This is a genomic window from Massilia sp. IC2-476 (assembly GCF_020707295.1).
Lineage (GTDB): Bacteria > Pseudomonadota > Gammaproteobacteria > Burkholderiales > Burkholderiaceae_D > Telluria.
The window spans coordinates 1-20,732 of sequence record NZ_JAJFER010000015.1 but is presented as its reverse complement, the minus strand read 5'-3'; the positions used below and the strand labels follow the sequence as shown (position 1 = coordinate 20,732).

Below are 20,732 nucleotides of genomic sequence, written 5' to 3'. Positions count from 1 at the left end.
CGGTTCCTAGATTATTTCTTGAGCGATTGAGCTGCCTTGCGCGGGCCCTTGCGGGTACGAGCATTGGTGCGGGTACGCTGACCGCGCACTGGCAGGCCCTTGCGGTGACGCATGCCGCGGTAGCAGCCCAGGTCCATCAGACGCTTGATGTTCATGGACAGTTCGCGGCGCAGGTCGCCTTCCACGACAAACTTCGCAACTTCGTCGCGCAGCTTCTCGAGTTCGTTATCGTCCAGGTCCTTGACCTTTTTGTTGGTCGCGATACCGGTTGCGTCGCAGATCTTCTGCGAACGCGGACGGCCAATACCGTAGATCGCCGTCAGGCCGATAACAGTGTGCTGATGATTTGGGATGTTAACCCCTGCAATACGTGCCATTCGTTATTCCTCGAAATTAACCTTGACGCTGCTTGTGACGCGGCTCGACGCAGATCACACGGACCACGCCCTTGCGCTTGATGATCTTGCAGTTGCGGCAGATCCGCTTGACTGAAGCGTTAACTTTCATTTTGCACTCTCTTCGGTTCGTTTACTTGATGATTTTTTACTTGGTGCGGAACACAATGCGGGCCCGGGACAGGTCGTACGGGGTCAGTTCCACCGTTACCTTGTCACCCGGGAGAATGCGGATGTAATTCATCCGCATTTTACCCGAGATATGTCCCAGAACCACGTGCCCGTTTTCCAGCTTCACGCGAAATGTTGCGTTTGGAAGATTCTCCAGAATCTCCCCTTGCATTTGGATGACGTCGTCTTTTGCCATTCGGTCTATGCCTTCCCCGCTTAACGCGACGGAATACCGCCCTTGAAGTTTGCCTTGCGCAGCAGCGACTCATATTGCTGCGACATGACGTAGTTCTGCACTTGTGCCATGAAGTCCATCGTCACCACCACAACGATGAGGAGCGACGTGCCACCGAAGTAGAAAGGAACTTTCCACTGCGAGGTCATGAACTCCGGCACCAGGCACACCAGGGTGATGTAGACCGCACCGGCCAGGGTCAGGCGCATCAGGATCTTGTCGATGTAGCGTGCAGTCTGCTCGCCCGGACGGATGCCCGGAACAAACGCGCCGCTCTTCTTCAAGTTGTCCGCCGTTTCCTTGCTGTTAAATACCAGCGCCGTGTAGAAGAAGCAGAAGAACACAATCGCCACCGCATACAGCAACGCGTGGATCGGCTCGCCTGGTGCCATCGACGCGGCCAGGTCCTTCAGGAACCCGATGATCGGGCTCGTGCTGTCCTTGCCACGGGTGAACCAGTCGACGATCGTCGCCGGGAACAGGATGATCGACGAGGCGAAGATCGGCGGGATCACGCCGGCCATGTTCAGCTTCAAGGGCAGGTGGCTGGTTTGGCCACCGTAGATCTTGTTGCCGACCTGGCGTTTAGCGTAATTGACCAGGATCTTGCGCTGTCCACGTTCCACGAACACGACGGCATACGTCACCGCCGCCACCAGGATCACGATGAGGATCGCGGAGATACTGCCGATCGAACCGTTCGATACCAGGGTGAACAGGCCACCCATGGCCGACGGCAGACCTGCTGCGATACCGGCAAAAATGATGATCGAAATACCGTTGCCAAGACCACGCTCGGTGATCTGCTCGCCCAGCCACATGAGGAACATGGTGCCGGTCAGCAGCGTCGTCACCGTGACGAAGCGGAAGCCCATGCCCGGATCGAGCACGAGGCCTGGCTGCGCTTCGAGCGCGACCGAGATGCCGAACGCCTGGAACAGAGCCAGCGCAACCGTGAAGTAACGGGTGTACTGGGTGATCTTGCGGCGGCCGGCTTCGCCCTCTTTCTTCAGCGCCTCGAGTTGCGGCGAGACGATCGATGCAAGCTGCATGATGATCGAAGCCGAAATGTAAGGCATGATGCCGAGGGCGAACACGGTAAAGCGGGACAGGGCGCCACCCGAGAACATGTTGAACATGCCCAGGATGCCGCCTTCGTTCTGCTTGAACAGCGCTGCCAGCTGCACCGGGTCAATCCCGGGGACCGGGATGTGAGCACCGATGCGGTACACGACCAATGCGCCAAGCAAAAACCACAACCGGCCCCAAGGGAAACCGGATGCAGCGCTTTTACCAAGTTGTGAATTAGTCGCCAATTTTTGCTCCGATCAGGCAGGGTCGCAATTAAGCGACCGAACCGCCAGCTGCTTCGATCGCGGCGCGTGCGCCGGCAGTTGCCTTCAGGCCCTTGAGGGTCACCGCTTTGGTGATCTCGCCCGACAGGATGACGCGCACGTCGCGTGCCACCACCGGCAGGATGCCTGCTGCTTTGAGCACCAGGATGTCGATTTCGCCGACAGCCAGGTTGTTCAGGTCCGACAGGCGCACTTCAGCTTTGAAGGTCGCGTTCAGCGATTTGAAGCCACGCTTCGGCAGACGGCGCTGCAGAGGCATCTGACCGCCTTCGAAGCCGACTTTGTGGAAGCCGCCCGAACGCGATTTCTGACCCTTGTGACCGCGACCGGCAGTCTTGCCCAAGCCCGAGCCGATACCGCGGCCAACGCGACGCTTCGCGTGCTTGGCGCCGTCAGCTGGTTGAATGGTATTGAGTTCCATTGATTTCTCCGTACGTAAGCCGCGGCTTACGAAACAACTTTAACGAGGTACGCGACTTTGTTGATCATGCCACGCACGGACGGGGTGTCCTGCAGCTCGGAGACCGAGTTGACACGACGCAGACCCAGGCCGCGGACGGTAGCACGGTGATCCTGACGGGTACCGATCAGGCCCTTGACGAGCTTGACTTTGACAGTGTTTGCCATGTTTGTTCCCCTTAACCCAGGATGTCTTCGACCGACTTGCCGCGCTTGGCAGCGATATCGGAAGCAGTGCTCATTTTCGACAGGCCGTCGAGCGTTGCGCGAACCAGGTTGTACGGGTTCGACGAACCGGTCGACTTGGCGACCACGTCGGTCACGCCCATCACCTCGAAGATAGCGCGCATTGCGCCACCAGCGATCACGCCGGTACCCGGCTTGGCCGGCATCATCATGACGCGCGAGGCGCCGTGACGACCGGTCACCATGTGGTGCAGCGTACCGTTCTTGAGGGGCACCTTGATCAGGTTGCGGCGGGCTTCTTCCATCGCTTTTTGCACGCCGACAGGAACTTCCTTCGACTTGCCCTTGCCCATGCCGATGCGGCCATCGCCGTCACCGACAACGGTCAGCGCTGCAAAACCCATGATACGACCACCCTTGACCACTTTGGTCACGCGGTTGATCGCGATCATTTTCTCGCGCATGCCATCATCCGGCTTGTCGCTTGCCATTTTCGCTTGCATTTTTGCCATGACGATTCTTCCTTAGAACTTCAGACCGGCTTCACGCGCGGCTTCTGCCAGCGCCTTCACACGGCCGTGGTAACGGAAACCCGAACGGTCGAATGCGACTTCGGTGATTCCTGCTTTCAGTGCTTTCTCAGCGACGCGCTTGCCGACCAGGGCAGCAGCGGCGGCGTTGCCGCCGGCGCCAGTCTTGCCAGCCAGTTCAGCACGCACTTCAGCTTCCAGCGTCGAGGCCGACACCAGCACCTTAGCGTCCGGGCTGATCAGGTTCGCATAGATGTGCAGGTTGGTGCGGTGAACCGACAGACGGTTCACGCCCAGCTGGGCGATCTTGATGCGGGTTTGACGTCCGCGACGCAGACGCGATTGTTTCTTGTCCATGTCAGCTCCGATTATTTCTTCTTGGTTTCTTTAAGCTTCACCACTTCGTCCGAATAACGGACACCCTTGCCTTTGTAAGGCTCAGGCGAGCGGTAAGCGCGCACTTCAGCGGCAACCTGGCCGACCTTCTGGCGATCGATACCCTTGATCACGATTTCGGTCGGGGTCGGGGTTGCTGCGGTGACGCCTTCCGGCATCGCGTGCAGCACCGGGTGCGAGAAGCCCAGCGACAGGTTCAGGGCGTTGCCCTGCACAGCTGCCTTGTAGCCCACGCCCACCAGGTTCAGCTTCTTCTCGAAGCCCTTGGTGACGCCGGTAACCATGTTGTTGACCAGGGCGCGCAGGGTGCCCGACATGGCGTTCGATTCACGCGAATCGTCCACCACGTCGAAAGTCAGCGTGCCGTTGTTGTTTTCCACTTTGACCATGCCGTTCAGGGCCTGGGTCAGGGTGCCGAGCGGGCCCTTGACGGTGATCGACGACGCGTTGATCGCGACATCGGTACCGGCCGGGACGGCGATTGGCATCTTAGCTACTCGAGACATGTTTACTCCTTAAGCCACGTAGCACAGCACTTCGCCACCGACACCGGTAGCACGTGCTTTGCGGTCGGTCATCACGCCTTGCGGGGTCGAGACGATTGCCACGCCCAGGCCGTTCATGACGGTCGGGATCTCGTTCTTGCCCTTGTAGACGCGCAGGCCAGGACGGGACACGCGCTCGATGCGCTCGATGACCGGACGGCCGGTGTAATACTTCAGACCGATTTTCAGTTCAGCCTTGCCACCTTCGGTGGTCACGGCGAAATCTTCGATGTAACCCTCGTCCTTCAGGACGTTGGCAATGGCAACCTTGACTTTCGACGACGGCATGTTGACCGTGGTCTTCGAAACAGTTTGTGCGTTGCGAATGCGGGTCAGCATATCGGCGATAGGATCGCTCATACTCATTGCTTATTCTCCTATTACCAGCTGGCTTTGGTCATACCCGGGATTTCGCCTTTCATGGCGAATTCACGGACTTTGGTACGGGCCAGACCGAATTTACGGAAAGTGCCACGTGGGCGGCCGGTCATGGCGCAGCGGTTACGCTGGCGGGTCGGGGCCGAGTTACGCGGCAGTGCCTGGAGTTTCAGGCGCGCTTCGTAACGCTCTTCTTCCGACTTCGACTGGTCGTTGATGATCGCTTTCAGAGCGGCACGCTTTGCGGCGAATTTCTCCACCAGGTCTGCACGCTTCTGTTCGCGGTTAATCAGTGCAAGTTTTGCCATGCTCTTAGTTCCTGAACGGGAATTTGAAGGCGGCGAGCAGCGCTTTGGCTTCTTCGTCGGTCTTAGCGGTGGTGGTGATCGAGATGTTCATGCCACGCAGCGCATCGATCTTGTCGTAGTCGATTTCAGGGAAGATGATCTGTTCCTTGACACCGATGTTGTAGTTGCCACGACCGTCGAACGATTTGCCATTCACACCGCGGAAGTCACGCACGCGCGGCAGGGCCACGGTGATGAAGCGGTCCAGGAATTCGTACATGCGGTTGCCACGCAGGGTAACCATGGTACCGATCGGGTAGCCTTCGCGGATCTTGAAACCTGCGATTGCCTTGCGCGCCTTGGTGACGACCGGCTTCTGGCCGGCGATCTTGGTCAGGTCGCCAGTAGCGTGCTCGATGATCTTCTTGTCAGCGACTGCTTCCGACAGACCCATGTTCAGGGTGATCTTGGTCAGGCGCGGGACTTCCATGATCGACTTGTAACCGAATTTCTCGGTCAGCTCGGCGACGACTTTGTCTTTGTAAATTTGTTGGAGACGGGCCATTTATCTTACCCCTTCACTACTTCGCCGTTCGACTTGAAGACGCGGACTTTCTTGCCGTCCTGGTCTTTGAAGCCAACGCGATCTGCCTTGCCGGTCGCAGCGTTGAACAGCGCGACGTTCGACACGTGAATCGGCATAGTCTTGTCGACGATACCACCAGTAACACCGGTCATCGGGTTTGGCTTGGTCGCTTTCTTAGCGACGTTGACGCCTTCAACGATGACGTGCTCAGCGTCTACACGCTTCTGAACGACGCCACGCTTGCCCTTGTCCTTACCGGCCAAGACGATGACTTCGTCGTTTTTACGAATCTTATCCATGTCGACTCCTTACAGAACTTCAGGTGCCAGCGACACGATCTTCATGAACTTCTCGGTACGCAGTTCGCGCGTGACCGGTCCGAAGATACGGGTGCCGATCGGCTCCAGCTTGGCGTTCAGAAGGACAGCGGCATTGCCGTCGAACTTGACCAGGGAACCGTCCTGGCGGCGCACACCTTTAGCGGTACGCACAACCACGGCGTTGTAAATTTCGCCCTTCTTGACGCGACCACGCGGCGCAGCCACCTTGACGGTGACCTTGATGATGTCGCCAATGCTCGCATAACGGCGCTTCGAGCCGCCCAACACTTTGATGCACAGAACTTCCTTGGCACCGGTGTTGTCGGCCACTTCGAGCCGGCTTTCGGTTTGAATCATGATATTTTCTTTCCCAACTTAAGCCGTAGAAAACCCCACGGAAACCGTGGGCCTGCGGTCAGTCTTGGTCCCGCCATGACGCACCTGCTGGAGCCCCATGTTTGGGTGATGGACTTTCCATTCGTTACAGGCCGCAGAACCGCGGAGGCAAACTGCGGCAACACATGAACGAAGCCCGCTAGTATCACAGATACCAGCGGGCCACGCAAGACAAATTTTTAGGCTTTAGATGACCTGTGCTTGCTGCACAACACGGGTCACGGTCCATGCCTTCGTCTTCGAGATCGGGCGACCTTCCGTGATCTCGACCGTGTCGCCGGCCTTGACCTGGTTGGTTTCGTCGTGCGCGTGATACTTGTTCGAACGCACGATGATCTTGCCGTACAGCGGGTGCTTCACGTGACGCTCGATCAGGACGGTCACCGTCTTGTCCATCTTGTCGGACACGACCTTGCCGACCAGCGTACGCTTCAGCGCCGTTTTAGTGGTGTCGTTCATTTGGCTTCCTTCGAGTTCATCACAGTCTTCACACGCGCGATGTCGCGACGTACCTTCTTGAGCTGCGCGGTGTTGCCCAGCTGCTGGGTAGCGATTTGCATGCGCAGGCCGAACTGGGCCTTCAGCAGCTCACTCAGCTCCTTTTGCAGCGCTTCCTGGTCCTTGCCGCGGAGTTCCGATGCTTTCATATTCAACTCCTGTTATTGGCCGACTTGACGGACCACGAAGGTGGTCGCCAGCGGCAGTTTGGCAGCGGCCAGGCGGAACGCTTCGCGCGCCAGTTCTTCTGCGACGCCGTCCATCTCATACAGGACTTTGCCTGGCTGGATTTCAGCGACGTAGTACTCCGGGTTACCCTTACCGTTACCCATACGGACTTCGGCCGGCTTGTTCGAAATCGGCTTGTCCGGGAAGATACGGATCCAGATACGGCCGCCACGCTTGATGTGACGGGTCATGGCGCGACGCGCCGCTTCGATCTGGCGTGCGGTGATACGGCCGCGGGCAACTGCCTTCAGGCCGAACTCGCCGAACGAGACCGCGGTGCCGCGGGTGTGCGAAATGCCGGTGTTACGGCCTTTCTGCTCTTTACGATACTTCCTGCGCGATGGTTGCAGCATGCTTATTCTCCTGCTTTCTCAGCTGGCGCAGCGGCGGCCGATGCGGCAGGCTTCACAGCCGGACGTGCACGGACGGTAGGTGCTGCATTGCCAGGACGGCCGGCGCCGGCCGGGCGTGGGCCGCGCGACGGCTTGCCGTCGTCGCGACGCGGGCCGCGTGGCTTCTTCTCATCCGGCGGGGTGTCGATGACTGGGGCTTCGCCGGTGACCGAACGGTCACCCTTGTAGACCCAGACCTTGACGCCGATGATGCCGTAGGTGGTCGATGCTTCGCTGGTGCCGTAGTCGATATCGGCGCGCAGGGTGTGCAGAGGCACACGGCCTTCGCGGTACCATTCGGTACGTGCGATTTCGATGCCGTTCAGGCGGCCCGACGACATGATCTTGATGCCGACAGCGCCCAGGCGCATGGCGTTCTGCATCGCGCGCTTCATGGCGCGACGGAACATGATGCGCTTTTCGAGCTGCTGCGAGATCGAGTCGGCGATCAGCTGCGAATCGATTTCCGGCTTGCGGATCTCTTCGATATTGACGTGCACAGGCACGCCCATGATCTTCGCCAGCGAAGTCTTCAGGACTTCGATGTCTTCGCCTTTCTTGCCGATCACGACGCCCGGACGCGACGAGTAGATCGTGAAGCGTGCGTTCTTGGCAGGACGCTCGATGACGATGCGGCCGACCGAAGCGTTCTTCAGCTTCTTCTTCAGGAAAGCGCGTGCTTCCAGGTCTTCCTTCAGCATGTCGGCGAAGTTGCCGTTGCCAGCGTACCAGCGCGACGCCCAGTTACGGGTGACCGCCAGGCGGAAGCCGGTTGGGTGGATTTTCTGACCCATCGTGTGACCCCTTAGTTACCGACAGTCACGTAGATGTGACAGGATTGTTTCGAAATACGATCGCCGCGGCCCTTCGCACGTGCGGTGAAGCGCTTCAGGATCGGGCCCTTTTCAACGTAGATCTGCACGACCTTCAGCTCGTCGATATCGGCGCCATCGTTGTGTTCCGCGTTGGCGATTGCCGACTCGAGAACCTTCTTGATGATGGTCGCGCCCTTCTTCGGGCTGAACTGCAGAATGTTGAGTGCTGCGTCAACTTTCTTGCCGCGGATCAGGTCAGCAACGAGGCGACCCTTCTGTTCCGACAGGCGAACGCCTTTGAGGATTGCTTTAGTTTCCATTATCGTTTCGCCTTCTTGTCAGCAGCGTGGCCCTTGAACGTACGGGTCAGCGCGAATTCGCCGAGCTTGTGGCCGACCATGTTCTCCGACACATACACCGGCACGTGGACCTTGCCGTTGTGCACGGCGATGGTCAGACCGATGAAGTCAGGAGAGATCGTCGAGCGGCGCGACCAGGTTTTGACTGGCTTCTTGTCTTTGCTCGCTTGCGCGGCTTCGACTTTTTTCACCAGGTGGGCGTCAATGAACGGCCCTTTTTTCAATGAACGAGTCATGTTTTATCCCTTATTTCTTGCCGCGGCGCGAGACGATCATCGACGAAGTGCGCTTGTTCGAACGCGTCTTCTTGCCCTTGGTCTGCTGGCCCCATGGCGACACCGGATGGCGACCTGCTGCCGTACGGCCTTCACCACCACCGTGCGGGTGGTCGATCGGGTTCATGACGACACCGCGGACGGTCGGACGCACACCGCGCCAACGCATCGCACCGGCTTTACCGATCTTGCGCAGGCTGTGTTCGGCATTGCCGACTTCACCCACGGTTGCACGGCACTCGATGTGCACGCGACGGACTTCACCCGAGCGCAGGCGAACCTGGGCGTAGGTGCCTTCGCGGGCCATCAGGACGACAGCGGCGCCGGCGGTGCGGGCCATCTGTGCGCCTTTGCCAGGCAGCATTTCGACGCAGTGCATCACGGTACCAACCGGGATGTTGCGGATCGGCAGGCAGTTACCGGCCTTGATCGGTGCTTCCGAACCGTTCATCAGGGTATCGCCGACAGCGACGCCCTTCGGAGCGATGATGTACGCACGGGCGCCGTCCGCGTAGCACAGCAGTGCGATGTGCGCGGTACGGTTCGGGTCGTATTCGATACGCTCGACCTTGGCAGGGATACCATCCTTCTGGCGCTTGAAGTCGACCAGACGATAGTGCTGCTTGTGGCCACCGCCGATGTGGCGGGTGGTGATGTGACCGTTGTTGTTACGGCCAGCAGTCTTCGATTTCTTCTCAACCAGGGCTGCGAGCGGACGGCCTTTGTACAGGCCTTCGGTCACAACTTTCACCATGCCGCGACGGCCTGGGGAGGTTGGCTTCATCTTAACGAGTGCCATTATTTAGCCTCCTCGACAAAATTGATTTCCTGACCCGGCTTGAGGGCCACGAAAGCGCGCTTGGTGTGGTTGCGGCGACCGGTGAAACGGCCCGAACGCTTGACCTTGCCTTCGCGGTTGACGGTTTGCACCGATTCCACTTCGACCTTGAACAGCAGTTCGACGGCAGCCTTGATTTCCGGCTTGGTTGCATCCGGCAGAACCTTGAACACGATCTGTTCGTTCTTTTCAGCGACGAAGGTCGCCTTTTCGGAAATCACCGGAGCCAGCAGCACCTTCATCAGGCGCTCTTCGCTGAATTTGATAGCGGTGCTCATGCGTACATCTCCTCGATCTTGGCCAGAGCAGCTTTGGTGACCAGGACTTTCTTGTAGAACACCAGCGACATCGGGTCAGCTGCTTTCGGCTCGACGACGAGCACGTGCGGCAGGTTACGCGACGCCAGTTCCAGGTTTTCATCGATGGTGTCGGTGATCACCAGGACCGATTCCAGGCCCATGCCCTGCAGCTTTTGCGACAGCAGCTTGGTCTTCGGAGCTTCGATCGACAGGTTTTCGACAACGTTCAGACGGCCTTCGCGGGCCAGCTGCGAGAAGATCGAGCAGATACCTGCGCGGAACATCTTCTTGTTGACCTTGTGCGAGAAGTTCTCGTCCGGGGTGTTCGGGAAGATACGACCACCGCCGCGCCACAGAGGCGACGACGACATACCAGCACGAGCGCGGCCGGTGCCTTTCTGGCGCCATGGCTTCTTGGTGGTGTGGCTGACTTCTTCACGGTCTTTCTGCTTGCGGTTACCGCTGCGCGCGTTGGCGGCATAGGCGACCACGACCTGGTGGATCAGGGCTTCGTTGTATTCGCGGCCGAACACGGTGTCGGCAGCTGCAACGCCGGCGCCAGCTTGACCTTGCTCATTCAGGAGCTGGAGTTCCATACTTAGGCTCCTTTCTTGGCTTTGGTTTTGACAGCCGGCTTGACGATCACCTGGCCGTTCTTGGCGCCAGGAACGGCACCTTTCACGAGCAGCAGTTGACGGTCAGCGTCGATGCGGGCGATTTCCAGGTTCTGGGTGGTGACGGTAACGTCGCCCATGTGACCGGTCATGCGCTTGCCTGGGAACACGCGGCCCGGATCCTGCGCCATACCGATGGAGCCAGGAACATTGTGCGAACGCGAGTTACCGTGGGTCTGACGACCCGAGGCGAAGTTGTGACGCTTGATGGTACCGGCGTAGCCCTTACCGATCGAGGTGCCTTGCACGTCGATCTTCTGGCCCACTTCGAACATCGAAGCATTGATGGTGTCGCCGGCTTTGAGTTCAGCGGCTTTTGCGGAATCGATGATGAATTCGCGCAGCATCGTGCCAGCTTCCACGCCAGCTTTGGCGTAGTGACCAGCAGCAGCCTTGTTCACGCGGGAAGCGCGACGCTGGCCGAAGACGACTTGCACAGCAGTGTAGCCGTCAGTTTCAGGGGTTTTGACTTGCGCAACACGGTTGTTGGACACGTCCAGCACGGTGACAGGGATCGAATCGCCGTCATCCGTGAAGATACGCATCATGCCAACCTTGCGACCGAGGAGGCCCAGGCTCATTTTTTCTCCATTCCCACCTACGATTGGGCGGGGCTAATTAGTACTACTAAAAAAGCATGGGCTAAAAAAGACGTGCCCATACCGAAGCCGGCTAGTATAGCGCGCAAACGGCGACGGCGCAACAGGATAAATCGGGGTTGAAACCGGCCTGTTGCGTTTTCCGCAGTGTCATGGAGAGAGCGAGGAATCCGACCTGGCTGGTCGGCACAGAAAAGCTGCACCGCTGCATCTTTTCTCTGCAAGCTTAGGGAGCTTGCGATCTGGAAGTCTGGTGGGCGGTGCAGGATTCGAACCTGCGACCCCTTGGATGTCGACCAAGTATTCTAACCAGCTGAACTAACCGCCCGGGGAGCCGCATTATACGTGCGGGTCTGTGGATTTTGCAATAGCTGTGTTGTGCAATCGTGCAATGTCGTGTTCGGCAGGAATCGGCAGCGCCGGCGCGGGGGCCGTCGACTGCCGCGCCACCAGCCGGCCCGCCAGGCGTTCGTACCTGCGCGCACCGCCCTCGCCGCGCACGCGCGCGATCAGGAGCGCGGTCAGGCGGCGTCCCATTTCATAGGTCGGCTGCGCCACCGAACTCAGGCGCGGAGTGGCGTAGGCCGCCATCCCCAGGTCGTCTCCGCCGAGCACCGACAGGTCCTGCGGTACGGCGACGCCCGCTTCCCTGGCAGCGCACAGGCCGCCCAGCGCCATCAGGTCGTTGCAGGCGAAGATCGCGGTCGGCGGCACGCCAAGGGCCAGCAGGCCGCGCACGGCGTCGTGCCCGCCTGCGCAATCCGGTGCGCCATGCACCAGGTAATGCGGCGCCAGGCCGATGCCCGCCTCGTCCAGCGCGCGGCGCAGGCCGGCGATGCGCTCCTGGCTGTGCGGCTCGGCGCGCGGGCCGGCGACGCAGGCGATGCGGCGGTGTCCCAGTTCGATCAGGTGGCGCGCGGCGGCATGGCCGGTCGCCTCGTGGTCGAGGCCGATAAAGTCCGCCTCCACCGACGGCACCTCGTGGTCGGCCAGCACGATCGGTACGCGCTGGCTTGCCAGCAGCGGCGCCAGTTCGTCGCGGCCGGCGCCCGCCACCAGGATCAGGCCGTCGATGCGCTTCTCGATCAGGCTGCGCAGGTGGGCCGCCTGGCGGCGCGCATCCTGGTAGCCGTTGCACAGCATGATGGTATAGCCGACCTCGAAGGCCGCATCCTCGATGCCGCGCAGCAGTTCGGCCAGGCAGGGATCGGTGTTGTCGGGAATGGAGACGCCGATGGTATGGCTCTTGTCGTTCTTGAGGCTGCGCGCCATCGCGTTCGGGATATAGCCCATCTCGTCGATGGTCGCCAGCACCCGCACCCGCACGTCTTCGCTCACCGCCCGTGTCGCGTTGATCACGTGCGAGACGGTCGAGGTCGATACGCCGGCCCGTTCCGCCACCTGCTTCATTGTTGCCATTCAGCCTCCTTCAGTCCGCAATTATGACCGGAATGTTACGAAGCGGGCAATGCTGTATGGACATCGCACGAGAGAGGGAATGTGAAATGAAGCGTGTACAATCGGATAATTAACGCTGACACCCACCCCAGGAAAGGAGTTCGTATGGCAATCAGTCTGCAGAAAGGCGGCAACGTCAACCTGAGCAAGGAAGCCCCGGGTCTGACCAAGGTGATCATCGGGCTGGGCTGGGACCCGCGCGCCACCGACGGCGCCGCGTTCGACCTCGACGGCAGCGCTTTCCTGCTCAAGGCCGACACCAAGGTCCGCGCCGACACCGACTTCATCTTCTACAACAACCTCAAGTCCAGCGACGGCTCGGTGGTGCACGCCGGCGACAACACCACCGGCATGGGCGCCGGCGACGACGAAAAGATCGCGGTCGACCTGTCGCGCGTGCCGGCCGACATCGAGAAGATCTCCTTCTGCGTCACCATCCACGAAGCCGACGCGCGCGGCCAGAACTTCGGCCAGGTCGGCAAGGCCTACATCCGCTGCCTGAACGCCAGCGGCGAGGCCGAGATCGCGCGCTACGACCTGTCCGAGGACAGCTCGACCGAGACAGCCATGATCTTCGGCGAACTGTACCGTCACAGCGGCGAATGGAAGTTCCGCGCCGTCGGCCAGGGCTTCAAGGGCGGCCTCGGTCCGCTCGCGCGTTCGTTCGGCGTCAACGTATAAACAAGCGCGCTTCATAAAAGCGCCATCCGGCGCGCCTGCCACCGGGCGCGCCAGTCCTCTGCCTGGGAAGAATGCATGCGTGTCTGGTTCAACAGGACGTTTTCGTCCGTCTACACCGCCATCGGGCTGATCCGCGAGGCCGACAGCAGCCAGCGTTTCACCATCATCCACAGCAACGCCAACCGCCATACCCCGGCGGCGCGCCTGGCCCACGAGTTTCACGGCGAGCCGACCGGACTTGAAGCAGCCGCCTACGTCGACTGGTGCGTCGGCTTCTGCCGCGAACACGCCATCGATATCTTCGTGCCCGGCCGTGAAGCCACCGTGCTGGCGGGCCAGCATGCGCGCTTCGAGGCGGTCGGCACGCGCGTGCTGAGCGCGGCCTCGCCTTCGAAGCTGCAGCTCATCCACGACAAGGCCGGCTTCTATGCCGAGACGGCTTTGCCGCAGGCCCCGGTGGCCGAGTTCCGGCGCTTTGGCAACATCGAGGAGTTCGACGCCGCCTGGGCCGAACTGCGCCCGCGCCACGCGAAGCTGTGCATCAAGCCTTCGCGCGGCATCTACGGCATCGGCTTTGCCGTGGTCGACGAGGAGCGCAGCAGCGCCGCCCTGCTGCTGGCCGGCGTCGAGTACCACATCGGCTACCAGGACCTGCGCCGCGGCCTGGCCGAACTTGGCGAATTCCGCACCATGCTCCTGATGGAATACCTGGAGGGCCACGAATACAGCGTCGATTGCGTGGGCGACCGCGGCCGCCTGGTGGCCGCCGTGGCGCGACGCAAGCTGCCCCAGGCCGGCAGCGGCCAGCTGATCGACATGCGGCCCGAGATCGTCGAGGCGACCACGAAACTGGCCGCCGACCATGGCCTGAACGGCGTGTTCAATGTGCAGTTCCGCGAAGCGGCCGGCAAGCCGCGCCTGCTGGAAATCAATCCGCGCATGTCGGGTGGCATCGCAATGGCCTGCGCGGCCGGTCCGAACCTGCCGTGGATTGCGCTGAAGGGTTTTGCCGACGGCTTCGACACGGTCGAAGTCGCGCCTGTGCGCAACGGCATGCGCGTGGCCGAGGTGTCCGAAGCCGTGGAGCTGGCATGAACGCCACATCCGACCTGGATCTGCTGGCGCGCCGCAGCGTGGCGCTGCCGACCGGGACGCTCGAGCTCACGCTTAGCGAGGGTGCCGAGGAAGCGGACGACCTGCTCGGCTTTGCCGCACGCGCCAATGCCAAGCGCGGCTTCCTGTTCCTGAGCAAGGTGCTGGGCAAGCACTGGCCGGTGCGGCCTTCGACCATGATCGGGATCCACGAGCGCCTCGCTGCGACCGTTCCCTCGCCCGACGGACCGGTGGTCTTCATCGCCATGGCGGAAACCGCGATCGGCCTGGGCCAGGGCGTGTTCGAAGCCTGGCTGGGCGCCAATCCCGGCCGCGAGGCGCTGTTCATCCACACCACGCGCTACCGCGTCGGATCCGGGCCGCTGATCGAATTCGAGGAAGCGCACAGCCACGCGCCACGCCAGTTTCTGCACCTGCCGCAAGACCCCTCACTGCATGCCCTGCTGCTGGCGGCGCGCACGCTGGTGCTGGTGGACGACGAGGCCAGCACCGGCAACACCTTCCTCAACCTGACCGATGCCTGCCGCCGCCTCAACCCGGGCATCGAACGCGTGCACTTGGCGACCATCACCAACTTCATGGGAGCGCAGGCGACCGCCGGGCTGTCTGCGCGTTTTGGGCTGCCGGTGACCATGGGCGCGCTGGTCAGCGGCGAATACCGCTTCACCCCTGGCGACTACGTGGCCCCGAGCAGCCCGGCCCAACGCTTTGATCCGGACGCGGACCGTGGCGCCAGCGCGCGTTTCGGCCGCCTGGGGCTGTGCGCCGCCCTGCCCGCCCCAGCCGCGCTGGCCGCCCGCCTGGCGCGCGCGTTCGCGCCAGGTGCGAAGGTCGCGGTGCTCGGCACCGGCGAATTCATGCACGCGGCCATGCTGCTGGGTGCAGAGCTGGAGCGCCTGGGCCTCGACGTGCGGGTGCAGTCGACCACCCGCTCGCCGATCCTGCACTGGGGCGCGGTCGGCCACGTGCTGGACTTCCCCGACAACTATGGCGAAGGCATCGCCAACTTCATCTACAACATCGCGCCCGGCCAGTACGACCACGTGCTGGTCTGCCATGAAACCACGGCCAACGCGGCCCTGCGCGAGCTCGCCGGGCAGCTGGACGCGCGCCTGCTCCACTTCCAGTCCGAGGACCACATTGAAGAAGTTCCTGTTCGCTGACCTGGACGACACGCTGTTCCAGACCTTCGAGAAGTGCGCGGCGCGCGACGGGCTCGAGCCGGCCGCGTATTACAAGGATGGCAGCATCTGCTCGTACACCACGCGGGCCCAGCGCGCGTTCCTCAGCTTCGTGCAGGACGGGATGACGGTGATCCCGACCACCGCGCGCGACCAGGACGGCCTGCGCCGCGTGCAGCTGCCCTTCGCGAGCTACGCCATCATCAACTACGGCGGCGTCGTGCTGACCCCGAACGGAGAGCCGGACCGCGCCTGGCTGGACGGCATGCGCAGCGCCATGCACGCCGCCCTGCCCGGCCTGCAGGAGCTTGCGCGCCACCTCGACGCCTACGGCGCGGCCACCGGCTACGGCGGCCGTGCGCGCATGATCGAGGATTTCGCCACGCCCTTCTTCCTGGTCGTGAAAGACCCGGACAAGCGCCACGAACGCCTGGCCCCGATCGAGACGGAAGTGGTGCGGCCCTGGATCGCCGACGGCGACAAGGACTATGTCGTCCACCGCAACGGCAACAACCTGGCAATCCTGCCGAAGGCACTCGACAAGGCCAATGCGGTGGCCCACGTCACCGCGCTGCTGGCGGCCGAACACGGCGACATCGTCACCTTCGGCATGGGCGACAGCCGCTCGGACGCGCGCTTCATGGCCGCCTGCGACTACGCCATCGTCCCGCGCGCCACCCAGCTGGCGCGCCTCACGGTGGAGGCGCTGTGAGCTTCTCGGGCAGCTACCGCAGCGGCGAAGTGACTTTCCTGCTCAAGCGTTTGCCGGCGCAGGAATTCACCAGCGTGCCCGAGAAGGAGCGCCTGATCCAGTCGGGCCAGCGCCACTACAGCCAGATGCTGTCGCCCGAGGCGCTCCCGTCGGCGCGCTACATGGCCGTGTTCGAGGATGCCTGCCGCGCCAACAATGCCCGCATGGCGGCTGACTGCCTGCGCCTGGCCGGCATGGTCGCGGCGCGGCGCTCGGGCGCCATCACGGTCGTGTCGCTGGCGCGCGCCGGCACGCCGGTAGGCGTGGTCGTGACGCGCCTGCTGCGCGAGCGCCTCCAGCGCGAGGCCGTGCATTACTCGGTCTCGATCGTGCGCGACCGCGGCATCGACTGGGCGGCCCTGCGCCACATCCTGGCCCAGGGACACGCGCCCTCCTCGATCGTGTTCGTGGATGGCTGGACCGGCAAGGGCGTGATCGCGCGCGAGCTGGCGCTGTCGGTGTCCGCCTTCAACGCGGCGCAGGGGACCGGCATCGACAACGGCCTGTACGTGCTGTCGGACCTGGCCGGCGTGGCCGCCTGTGCAGCGTCCGGCGACGATTACCTGATCCCGTCGAGCATCCTGAACGCCACCGTGTCAGGCCTGGTGAGCCGCACCGTGCTGGACGAGCGCATCGGCCCGGACGACTTCCATGGCTGCGTGGTCTACGACGCCTTCGCGCCGCACGACCAGTCGCAGGGCTTCGTCGATGCGCTGGTGGCGCTGGCGCCGGCAGGCGAACTGCCCTCCGGTGCGCCGCTCGACGCAAGAGCGGCCGCCGAACGCTCGCGCACCTACCTTGGGGCTGCCACGGCGCGTTACGGCATCGAAGACGTCAACCTCATCAAGCCCGGCATCGGCGAGGCGACCCGCGTGCTGCTGCGCCGCGTGCCGCGCCTGCTGGTGCTGCGCCAGGCCGGCACCCCGGCTACCCGGCACCTGGAGGTGCTGGCCGAAGAAAAACAGGTCCCGATCGCGATCGACCCGGACCTGCCCTACCACGCAGTCTCGCTGATCAGGAGTGCATCCGATGGCTAACAAGTCCCTTGGCGCGTCGCTCTACGTGCCGGCCAACCACAAGGACCTGGCGAAAATCGCCAACGGCGACAAGCTGCCGCAGGCGCGCTCGCTCATCTTCTGCCTGGAAGACGCCATCGCCGACCGGGAGCTGAGCTGGTCGCTGTTCAACCTGTCGGTGGTGCTGGCCAATATGCGCGCCGACATCGCGGCGGAGCGCTTCGTCCGGGTGAGGAATCCCGAGGTACTGGAACGGGTACTGGCCATGGCGGGCAGCGAAAAGCTCAGCGGCTTCGTGCTGCCCAAGGTAACGCGCCACAATTTCGACAGCTATTTCCGCCTGGTGCGCGATACCGACCACGTCCTGATGCCGACGCTGGAGACGGCCGAGGTGTTCAGCGACAGCGAGATGCAGCAGCTGCGCGCGGTGTTCGATGCGCCCGGCGTGCGCCACCGGATCCTGTGCCTGCGCATCGGCGGCAACGATTTGCTGGCCCTGCTCGGCCTGCGCCGGCCGCGCGGCATGACGATCTACCGCACCCCGCTGGGTCCCGTCATCGCGCGCCTGGTGACCACCTTCCGGCCCTGGGGCTTTGCCCTCACCGCGCCGGTGTTCGAGTATCTTGACCTGCCCGAGCTGCTCGACCAGGAGGTGCTGGAAGACCTGGCCTACGGAATGGTCGGCAAGACCGCGATCCATCCGAGCCAGATCGCGCCGATCGAACAGCACTACAAGGTGCGTCCGCAAGACCTGGCGGTGGCTCGCGCCATTCTCGACGACGCCAGCCCGGCCGTATTCCGGATGGACGATGCGATGTGTGAGGTGGCGACGCACCGCGCCTGGGCCGAGCGCCTGGTCGCGCAGTCGGACCGCTTCGGCCCGCGTTCGATGGAGGGGGAGCCGGGCTAAGGGGCTGCCGCTCAGCCGGCGACGCGGCGGCTCAGGAGTTCCGGGCGGTCCACGTACAGCAGCACGTAGCGCGGCGCGCGGCGGCGCACCTGCCAGTGCAGCAGCGTGACGTCGGCGTCCGGTTTCAGGACCAGCGCGCAGTTCGGCTTGTCGAAAGGCGTCACCAGCAGGGTGTCGGCGCTGTGGATGCCGTGACGGCGGCGCCAGCGCTCCGGTGCCTCCTTCACCCCCTCGATGCGTTCGATGGCCGCGAGCGGGATGCTGCCCTGGGTGCGCACGCCGACGCGCAGGTGCAGTACATCATCCGCCAGCACGTGCGCGCCGTCGGCCACGTGCCAGCGGTCGCCCAGCACCCAGATGAAGGACGTGAGGACTCCCACGGCGGCGACCACGTGGACGACCAGCCGCGTGTCGGGATCGTCGATCATCAGGTTGACGAGCAGGATATCGATCGGCATTTCAAGGAAGAGCGAGACCATGGCGATGCCGATGGCGCTGCCGTAGGCGCCGCGCTGCAGGTAGGTCAGCGCGAGGCCCTCGGGCCGGGCAGCGGGCGGGCTGCGGCGCAGCCATTGCAGGAAGCCGGTGCGCATCAGGCGGTCGAGACGCACCATGCCGACCAGTTCCGGGGGAAGCAAGGCGGTGACGCGGCTGCCCCAGCCCTGCGCCGCCCGCAGGCGCCCCAGAGCGTCGGGCCAGTGCGACAGGTCTTTCGCCGCCAGCAGAAGCAGCGGCAGTACCAATGCCAGCTTGTGTAGTGCAGGCGCCAGTGCGTCCGGCGCCGCGCGCTTTGCGAGGCCCAGCACGAAGAAAGCAAGGACGGCGTAGCCCGCGAGTGCGGTCCAGGAAGTACGGCGCAGATGGAAGGCGGCGGTATGAAGACTCGGAGCGGCAGGCATGCGTCGGGTGGCGTCGTGGTGATCGCTGTCGATTACAACACGGCGCGCTTGCCCGGGCAATTTCTTGGGCATAAAGCGCTTGCGGGAATGGTTTGCGCCAGCACAAAGTGCGACAGAAATGCGCGCTCGACAATGGGCTTTTGCACGGAGGCCCCATGTCGAACGTCGATCCTCTTCCAGATGATGCCACGCGCCTGAGCGCCGCCAGCCTGCGCTCCCATTTCACGGGCCATCCGACCCTGGTCGGCTGGATCGGCCGCTGGGCGGTGCTGGTGATGCTGCTCGGCGCCGGCGCGGTTGCCGGCAGCCTGCTGGGCCCTGGCGTCTACGCGCTGATGAACTGAAGCCTCAGATGTGACAAGGGCCGGGAGTCCCTGCGGACTACCCGGCCCTTGCTATCGCAGCGGAAGAATCCGCCGGCGATGGAAGCGATTACTGCAGCTTGATTTCGACGTCGACGCCAGCCGGCAGGTCCAGCTTCATCAGTGCGTCAACGGTCTTGTCGGTCGGATCAACGATGTCCATCAGGCGCTGGTGGGTGCGGATTTCGAACTGGTCGCGCGAGGTCTTGTTGACGTGCGGCGAACGCAGGATGTCGAAACGCTGGATGCGGGTCGGCAGCGGGACCGGGCCCTTGACCACAGCGCCGGTGCGCTTGGCGGTGTCGACGATTTCCAGAGCGGACTGGTCGATCAGCTTGTAGTCGAAGGCTTTCAGGCGGATGCGGATTTTCTGGTTCGGAGCGGACATGCTATTTCCTTTAAAAGAACGTTCCGGCACGTAGCCGGCAATGTGTGAAAGGTGTTACGGCACTACTCAAGAGGCGGGAGTATAACATCGTTCCCTCTCATAAAGATGGGGACAGGCCAAAAAAGCCTGTCCCCATCGTTGGTTGGAAGAGACGCTCTTGATGAGCGCCCTTCCGATCTCGCTAACCGAAATTAGGCGATGATCTTTGCCACGACGCCGGCGCCGACGGTACGGCCGCCTTCGCGGATTGCGAAGCGCAGACCTTCTTCCATCGCGATCGGAGCGATCAGCTTGACGGTGATCGACACGTTGTCGCCTGGCATGACCATTTCTTTGTCGGCCGGCAGCACGATCGAACCGGTCACGTCAGTCGTACGGAAGTAGAACTGTGGACGGTAGTTGTTGAAGAACGGGGTGTGACGGCCGCCTTCGTCTTTCGACAGGACGTACACTTCGCCGGTGAAGTCGGTGTGCGGCTTGATCGAGCCCGGCTTGGCCAGAACCTGGCCACGCTGGACGTCTTCACGCTTGGTACCGCGCAGCAGCAGGCCGACGTTGTCGCCAGCTTGGCCCTGGTCCAGCAGCTTGCGGAACATTTCCACGCCGGTGCAGGTGGTCTTGACGGTGTCGACGATACCGACGATTTCGATTTCTTCGCCGACCTTGATGATGCCGCGCTCGACACGACCGGTCACCACGGTACCGCGGCCCGAGATCGAGAACACGTCTTCCACCGGCATCAGGAAGGCGCCGTCAA

General features: G+C 62.6%; 35 protein-coding genes and 1 tRNA gene. 7 read left to right on the top strand and 29 right to left on the bottom strand.

Going from position 1 to position 20,732, the window contains the following annotated elements:
• Positions 1-11 precede the first annotated feature (11 nt).
• The 26 genes from rpsM to LK539_RS23890 form a co-directional block, all read right to left on the bottom strand.
• The gene (rpsM, locus tag LK539_RS24015; protein WP_036208931.1) at positions 12-377 is read right to left on the bottom strand and encodes a 30S ribosomal protein S13; all 366 of its coding nucleotides are present in this window, start codon (positions 375-377) and stop codon (positions 12-14) included.
• A gap of 16 nt (positions 378-393) precedes the next feature.
• Positions 394-507, bottom strand: coding sequence for a 50S ribosomal protein L36 (rpmJ, locus tag LK539_RS24010; RefSeq protein ID WP_005663407.1), 114 nt, complete (start codon positions 505-507; stop codon positions 394-396).
• Positions 508-543: 36 nt separating this feature from the next.
• Positions 544-762, bottom strand: a complete 219-nt coding sequence (gene infA, locus LK539_RS24005; protein WP_005663428.1) for a translation initiation factor IF-1 — start codon at positions 760-762, stop codon at positions 544-546.
• Positions 763-782: 20 nt separating this feature from the next.
• Positions 783-2,117: a preprotein translocase subunit SecY gene (gene secY / locus LK539_RS24000; protein ID WP_227803579.1), complete on the bottom strand. Its 1,335-nt coding sequence runs from the start codon at positions 2,115-2,117 to the stop codon at positions 783-785.
• Between the two features lie 28 nt (positions 2,118-2,145).
• Entirely contained in the window at positions 2,146-2,577 is a 432-nt protein-coding gene (gene rplO / locus LK539_RS23995) for a 50S ribosomal protein L15 (RefSeq protein WP_227803578.1), read from the bottom strand.
• Between the two features lie 26 nt (positions 2,578-2,603).
• Complete coding sequence (rpmD, locus tag LK539_RS23990) at positions 2,604-2,783, bottom strand: 50S ribosomal protein L30 (RefSeq protein ID WP_036246278.1); 180 nt, start codon at positions 2,781-2,783, stop codon at positions 2,604-2,606.
• An 11-nt stretch (positions 2,784-2,794) separates the two neighbouring features.
• Positions 2,795-3,313: a 30S ribosomal protein S5 gene (rpsE, locus tag LK539_RS23985; protein WP_227803577.1), complete on the bottom strand. Its 519-nt coding sequence runs from the start codon at positions 3,311-3,313 to the stop codon at positions 2,795-2,797.
• A gap of 12 nt (positions 3,314-3,325) precedes the next feature.
• Positions 3,326-3,688, bottom strand: a complete 363-nt coding sequence (gene rplR, locus LK539_RS23980) for a 50S ribosomal protein L18 (RefSeq protein ID WP_005663438.1) — start codon at positions 3,686-3,688, stop codon at positions 3,326-3,328.
• Between the two features lie 11 nt (positions 3,689-3,699).
• The gene (gene rplF, locus LK539_RS23975) at positions 3,700-4,233 is read right to left on the bottom strand and encodes a 50S ribosomal protein L6 (RefSeq protein WP_227803576.1); all 534 of its coding nucleotides are present in this window, start codon (positions 4,231-4,233) and stop codon (positions 3,700-3,702) included.
• A gap of 9 nt (positions 4,234-4,242) precedes the next feature.
• Positions 4,243-4,638, bottom strand: a complete 396-nt coding sequence (gene rpsH / locus LK539_RS23970) for a 30S ribosomal protein S8 (protein ID WP_159698321.1) — start codon at positions 4,636-4,638, stop codon at positions 4,243-4,245.
• A 14-nt stretch (positions 4,639-4,652) separates the two neighbouring features.
• On the bottom strand, positions 4,653-4,958 hold the full coding sequence (rpsN, locus tag LK539_RS23965; protein WP_159698324.1) for a 30S ribosomal protein S14: 306 nt from the start codon (positions 4,956-4,958) through the stop codon (positions 4,653-4,655).
• 4 nt (positions 4,959-4,962) lie between these two features.
• Complete coding sequence (gene rplE / locus LK539_RS23960) at positions 4,963-5,502, bottom strand: 50S ribosomal protein L5 (RefSeq protein WP_224946781.1); 540 nt, start codon at positions 5,500-5,502, stop codon at positions 4,963-4,965.
• 5 nt (positions 5,503-5,507) lie between these two features.
• The gene (gene rplX, locus LK539_RS23955) at positions 5,508-5,822 is read right to left on the bottom strand and encodes a 50S ribosomal protein L24 (RefSeq protein ID WP_027867252.1); all 315 of its coding nucleotides are present in this window, start codon (positions 5,820-5,822) and stop codon (positions 5,508-5,510) included.
• A 9-nt stretch (positions 5,823-5,831) separates the two neighbouring features.
• Positions 5,832-6,200, bottom strand: coding sequence for a 50S ribosomal protein L14 (rplN, locus tag LK539_RS23950; protein WP_005663451.1), 369 nt, complete (start codon positions 6,198-6,200; stop codon positions 5,832-5,834).
• 225 nt (positions 6,201-6,425) lie between these two features.
• Positions 6,426-6,698: a 30S ribosomal protein S17 gene (rpsQ, locus tag LK539_RS23945; RefSeq protein WP_036246286.1), complete on the bottom strand. Its 273-nt coding sequence runs from the start codon at positions 6,696-6,698 to the stop codon at positions 6,426-6,428.
• Positions 6,695-6,886: a 50S ribosomal protein L29 gene (gene rpmC / locus LK539_RS23940; protein ID WP_056337591.1), complete on the bottom strand. Its 192-nt coding sequence runs from the start codon at positions 6,884-6,886 to the stop codon at positions 6,695-6,697. Before rpmC ends, rpsQ begins: the two co-directional genes overlap by 4 nt.
• 12 nt (positions 6,887-6,898) lie before the next feature.
• Positions 6,899-7,318, bottom strand: a complete 420-nt coding sequence (rplP, locus tag LK539_RS23935) for a 50S ribosomal protein L16 (protein WP_005663456.1) — start codon at positions 7,316-7,318, stop codon at positions 6,899-6,901.
• 2 nt (positions 7,319-7,320) lie between these two features.
• The gene (rpsC, locus tag LK539_RS23930; RefSeq protein ID WP_227803575.1) at positions 7,321-8,151 is read right to left on the bottom strand and encodes a 30S ribosomal protein S3; all 831 of its coding nucleotides are present in this window, start codon (positions 8,149-8,151) and stop codon (positions 7,321-7,323) included.
• An 11-nt stretch (positions 8,152-8,162) separates the two neighbouring features.
• Positions 8,163-8,495, bottom strand: a complete 333-nt coding sequence (gene rplV, locus LK539_RS23925) for a 50S ribosomal protein L22 (protein WP_171085678.1) — start codon at positions 8,493-8,495, stop codon at positions 8,163-8,165.
• Positions 8,492-8,767, bottom strand: a complete 276-nt coding sequence (gene rpsS, locus LK539_RS23920; RefSeq protein ID WP_227803574.1) for a 30S ribosomal protein S19 — start codon at positions 8,765-8,767, stop codon at positions 8,492-8,494. The genes rplV and rpsS overlap by 4 nt, the downstream gene beginning before the upstream one ends.
• Positions 8,768-8,777: 10 nt before the next feature.
• Positions 8,778-9,605 (bottom strand): 50S ribosomal protein L2, encoded by an 828-nt coding sequence (rplB, locus tag LK539_RS23915; protein WP_224946779.1) that lies wholly within the window; start codon positions 9,603-9,605, stop codon positions 8,778-8,780.
• A complete protein-coding gene (gene rplW, locus LK539_RS23910; RefSeq protein ID WP_027867259.1) occupies positions 9,605-9,922 on the bottom strand; it encodes a 50S ribosomal protein L23 in 318 nt (105 codons plus the stop codon). Before rplW ends, rplB begins: the two co-directional genes overlap by 1 nt.
• The gene (gene rplD, locus LK539_RS23905; protein ID WP_227803573.1) at positions 9,919-10,539 is read right to left on the bottom strand and encodes a 50S ribosomal protein L4; all 621 of its coding nucleotides are present in this window, start codon (positions 10,537-10,539) and stop codon (positions 9,919-9,921) included. Before rplD ends, rplW begins: the two co-directional genes overlap by 4 nt.
• Positions 10,540-10,541: 2 nt before the next feature.
• Complete coding sequence (gene rplC, locus LK539_RS23900; RefSeq protein WP_159698345.1) at positions 10,542-11,198, bottom strand: 50S ribosomal protein L3; 657 nt, start codon at positions 11,196-11,198, stop codon at positions 10,542-10,544.
• 269 nt (positions 11,199-11,467) lie between these two features.
• Positions 11,468-11,544: transfer RNA gene (locus LK539_RS23895), tRNA-Val, on the bottom strand.
• An 11-nt stretch (positions 11,545-11,555) separates the two neighbouring features.
• Positions 11,556-12,635: a LacI family DNA-binding transcriptional regulator gene (locus LK539_RS23890; RefSeq protein ID WP_227803572.1), complete on the bottom strand. Its 1,080-nt coding sequence runs from the start codon at positions 12,633-12,635 to the stop codon at positions 11,556-11,558.
• A 144-nt stretch (positions 12,636-12,779) separates the two neighbouring features.
• Here LK539_RS23890 and LK539_RS23885 point away from each other — a divergent pair, with 144 nt between their 5' ends.
• The 6 genes from LK539_RS23885 (at position 12,780) to LK539_RS23860 (ending at position 18,326) form a co-directional block, all read left to right on the top strand.
• Positions 12,780-13,355 (top strand): TerD family protein, encoded by a 576-nt coding sequence (locus tag LK539_RS23885; RefSeq protein WP_227803571.1) that lies wholly within the window; start codon positions 12,780-12,782, stop codon positions 13,353-13,355.
• A 75-nt stretch (positions 13,356-13,430) separates the two neighbouring features.
• Entirely contained in the window at positions 13,431-14,450 is a 1,020-nt protein-coding gene (locus LK539_RS23880; RefSeq protein WP_227803570.1) for an ATP-grasp domain-containing protein, read from the top strand.
• Complete coding sequence (locus LK539_RS23875; RefSeq protein ID WP_227803569.1) at positions 14,447-15,631, top strand: phosphoribosyltransferase domain-containing protein; 1,185 nt, start codon at positions 14,447-14,449, stop codon at positions 15,629-15,631. Before LK539_RS23880 ends, LK539_RS23875 begins: the two co-directional genes overlap by 4 nt.
• Positions 15,609-16,361, top strand: coding sequence for a hypothetical protein (locus LK539_RS23870; protein WP_227803568.1), 753 nt, complete (start codon positions 15,609-15,611; stop codon positions 16,359-16,361). The genes LK539_RS23875 and LK539_RS23870 overlap by 23 nt, the downstream gene beginning before the upstream one ends.
• A complete protein-coding gene (locus LK539_RS23865; RefSeq protein WP_227803567.1) occupies positions 16,358-17,437 on the top strand; it encodes a cysteine protease StiP domain-containing protein in 1,080 nt (359 codons plus the stop codon). The genes LK539_RS23870 and LK539_RS23865 overlap by 4 nt, the downstream gene beginning before the upstream one ends.
• Positions 17,430-18,326, top strand: a complete 897-nt coding sequence (locus LK539_RS23860) for an HpcH/HpaI aldolase/citrate lyase family protein (protein ID WP_227803566.1) — start codon at positions 17,430-17,432, stop codon at positions 18,324-18,326. Before LK539_RS23865 ends, LK539_RS23860 begins: the two co-directional genes overlap by 8 nt.
• A gap of 11 nt (positions 18,327-18,337) precedes the next feature.
• On the opposite strand, the gene LK539_RS23855 is transcribed toward LK539_RS23860, so the two are convergent.
• Complete coding sequence (locus tag LK539_RS23855; protein ID WP_227803565.1) at positions 18,338-19,297, bottom strand: hypothetical protein; 960 nt, start codon at positions 19,295-19,297, stop codon at positions 18,338-18,340.
• A gap of 83 nt (positions 19,298-19,380) precedes the next feature.
• Between LK539_RS23855 and LK539_RS23850 the strand changes: the two genes are divergently transcribed.
• A complete protein-coding gene (locus tag LK539_RS23850) occupies positions 19,381-19,569 on the top strand; it encodes a hypothetical protein (protein ID WP_227803564.1) in 189 nt (62 codons plus the stop codon).
• 88 nt (positions 19,570-19,657) lie between these two features.
• Here LK539_RS23850 and rpsJ read toward each other — a convergent pair whose 3' ends face one another.
• Both rpsJ and LK539_RS23840 read right to left on the bottom strand, forming a co-directional pair.
• Positions 19,658-19,975 (bottom strand): 30S ribosomal protein S10, encoded by a 318-nt coding sequence (gene rpsJ / locus LK539_RS23845; RefSeq protein ID WP_036209000.1) that lies wholly within the window; start codon positions 19,973-19,975, stop codon positions 19,658-19,660.
• 191 nt (positions 19,976-20,166) lie between these two features.
• Positions 20,167-20,732, bottom strand: a 566-nt coding sequence (locus LK539_RS23840; protein WP_267877697.1) for an EF-Tu/IF-2/RF-3 family GTPase, incomplete at its 5' end; no start/stop codon positions are given.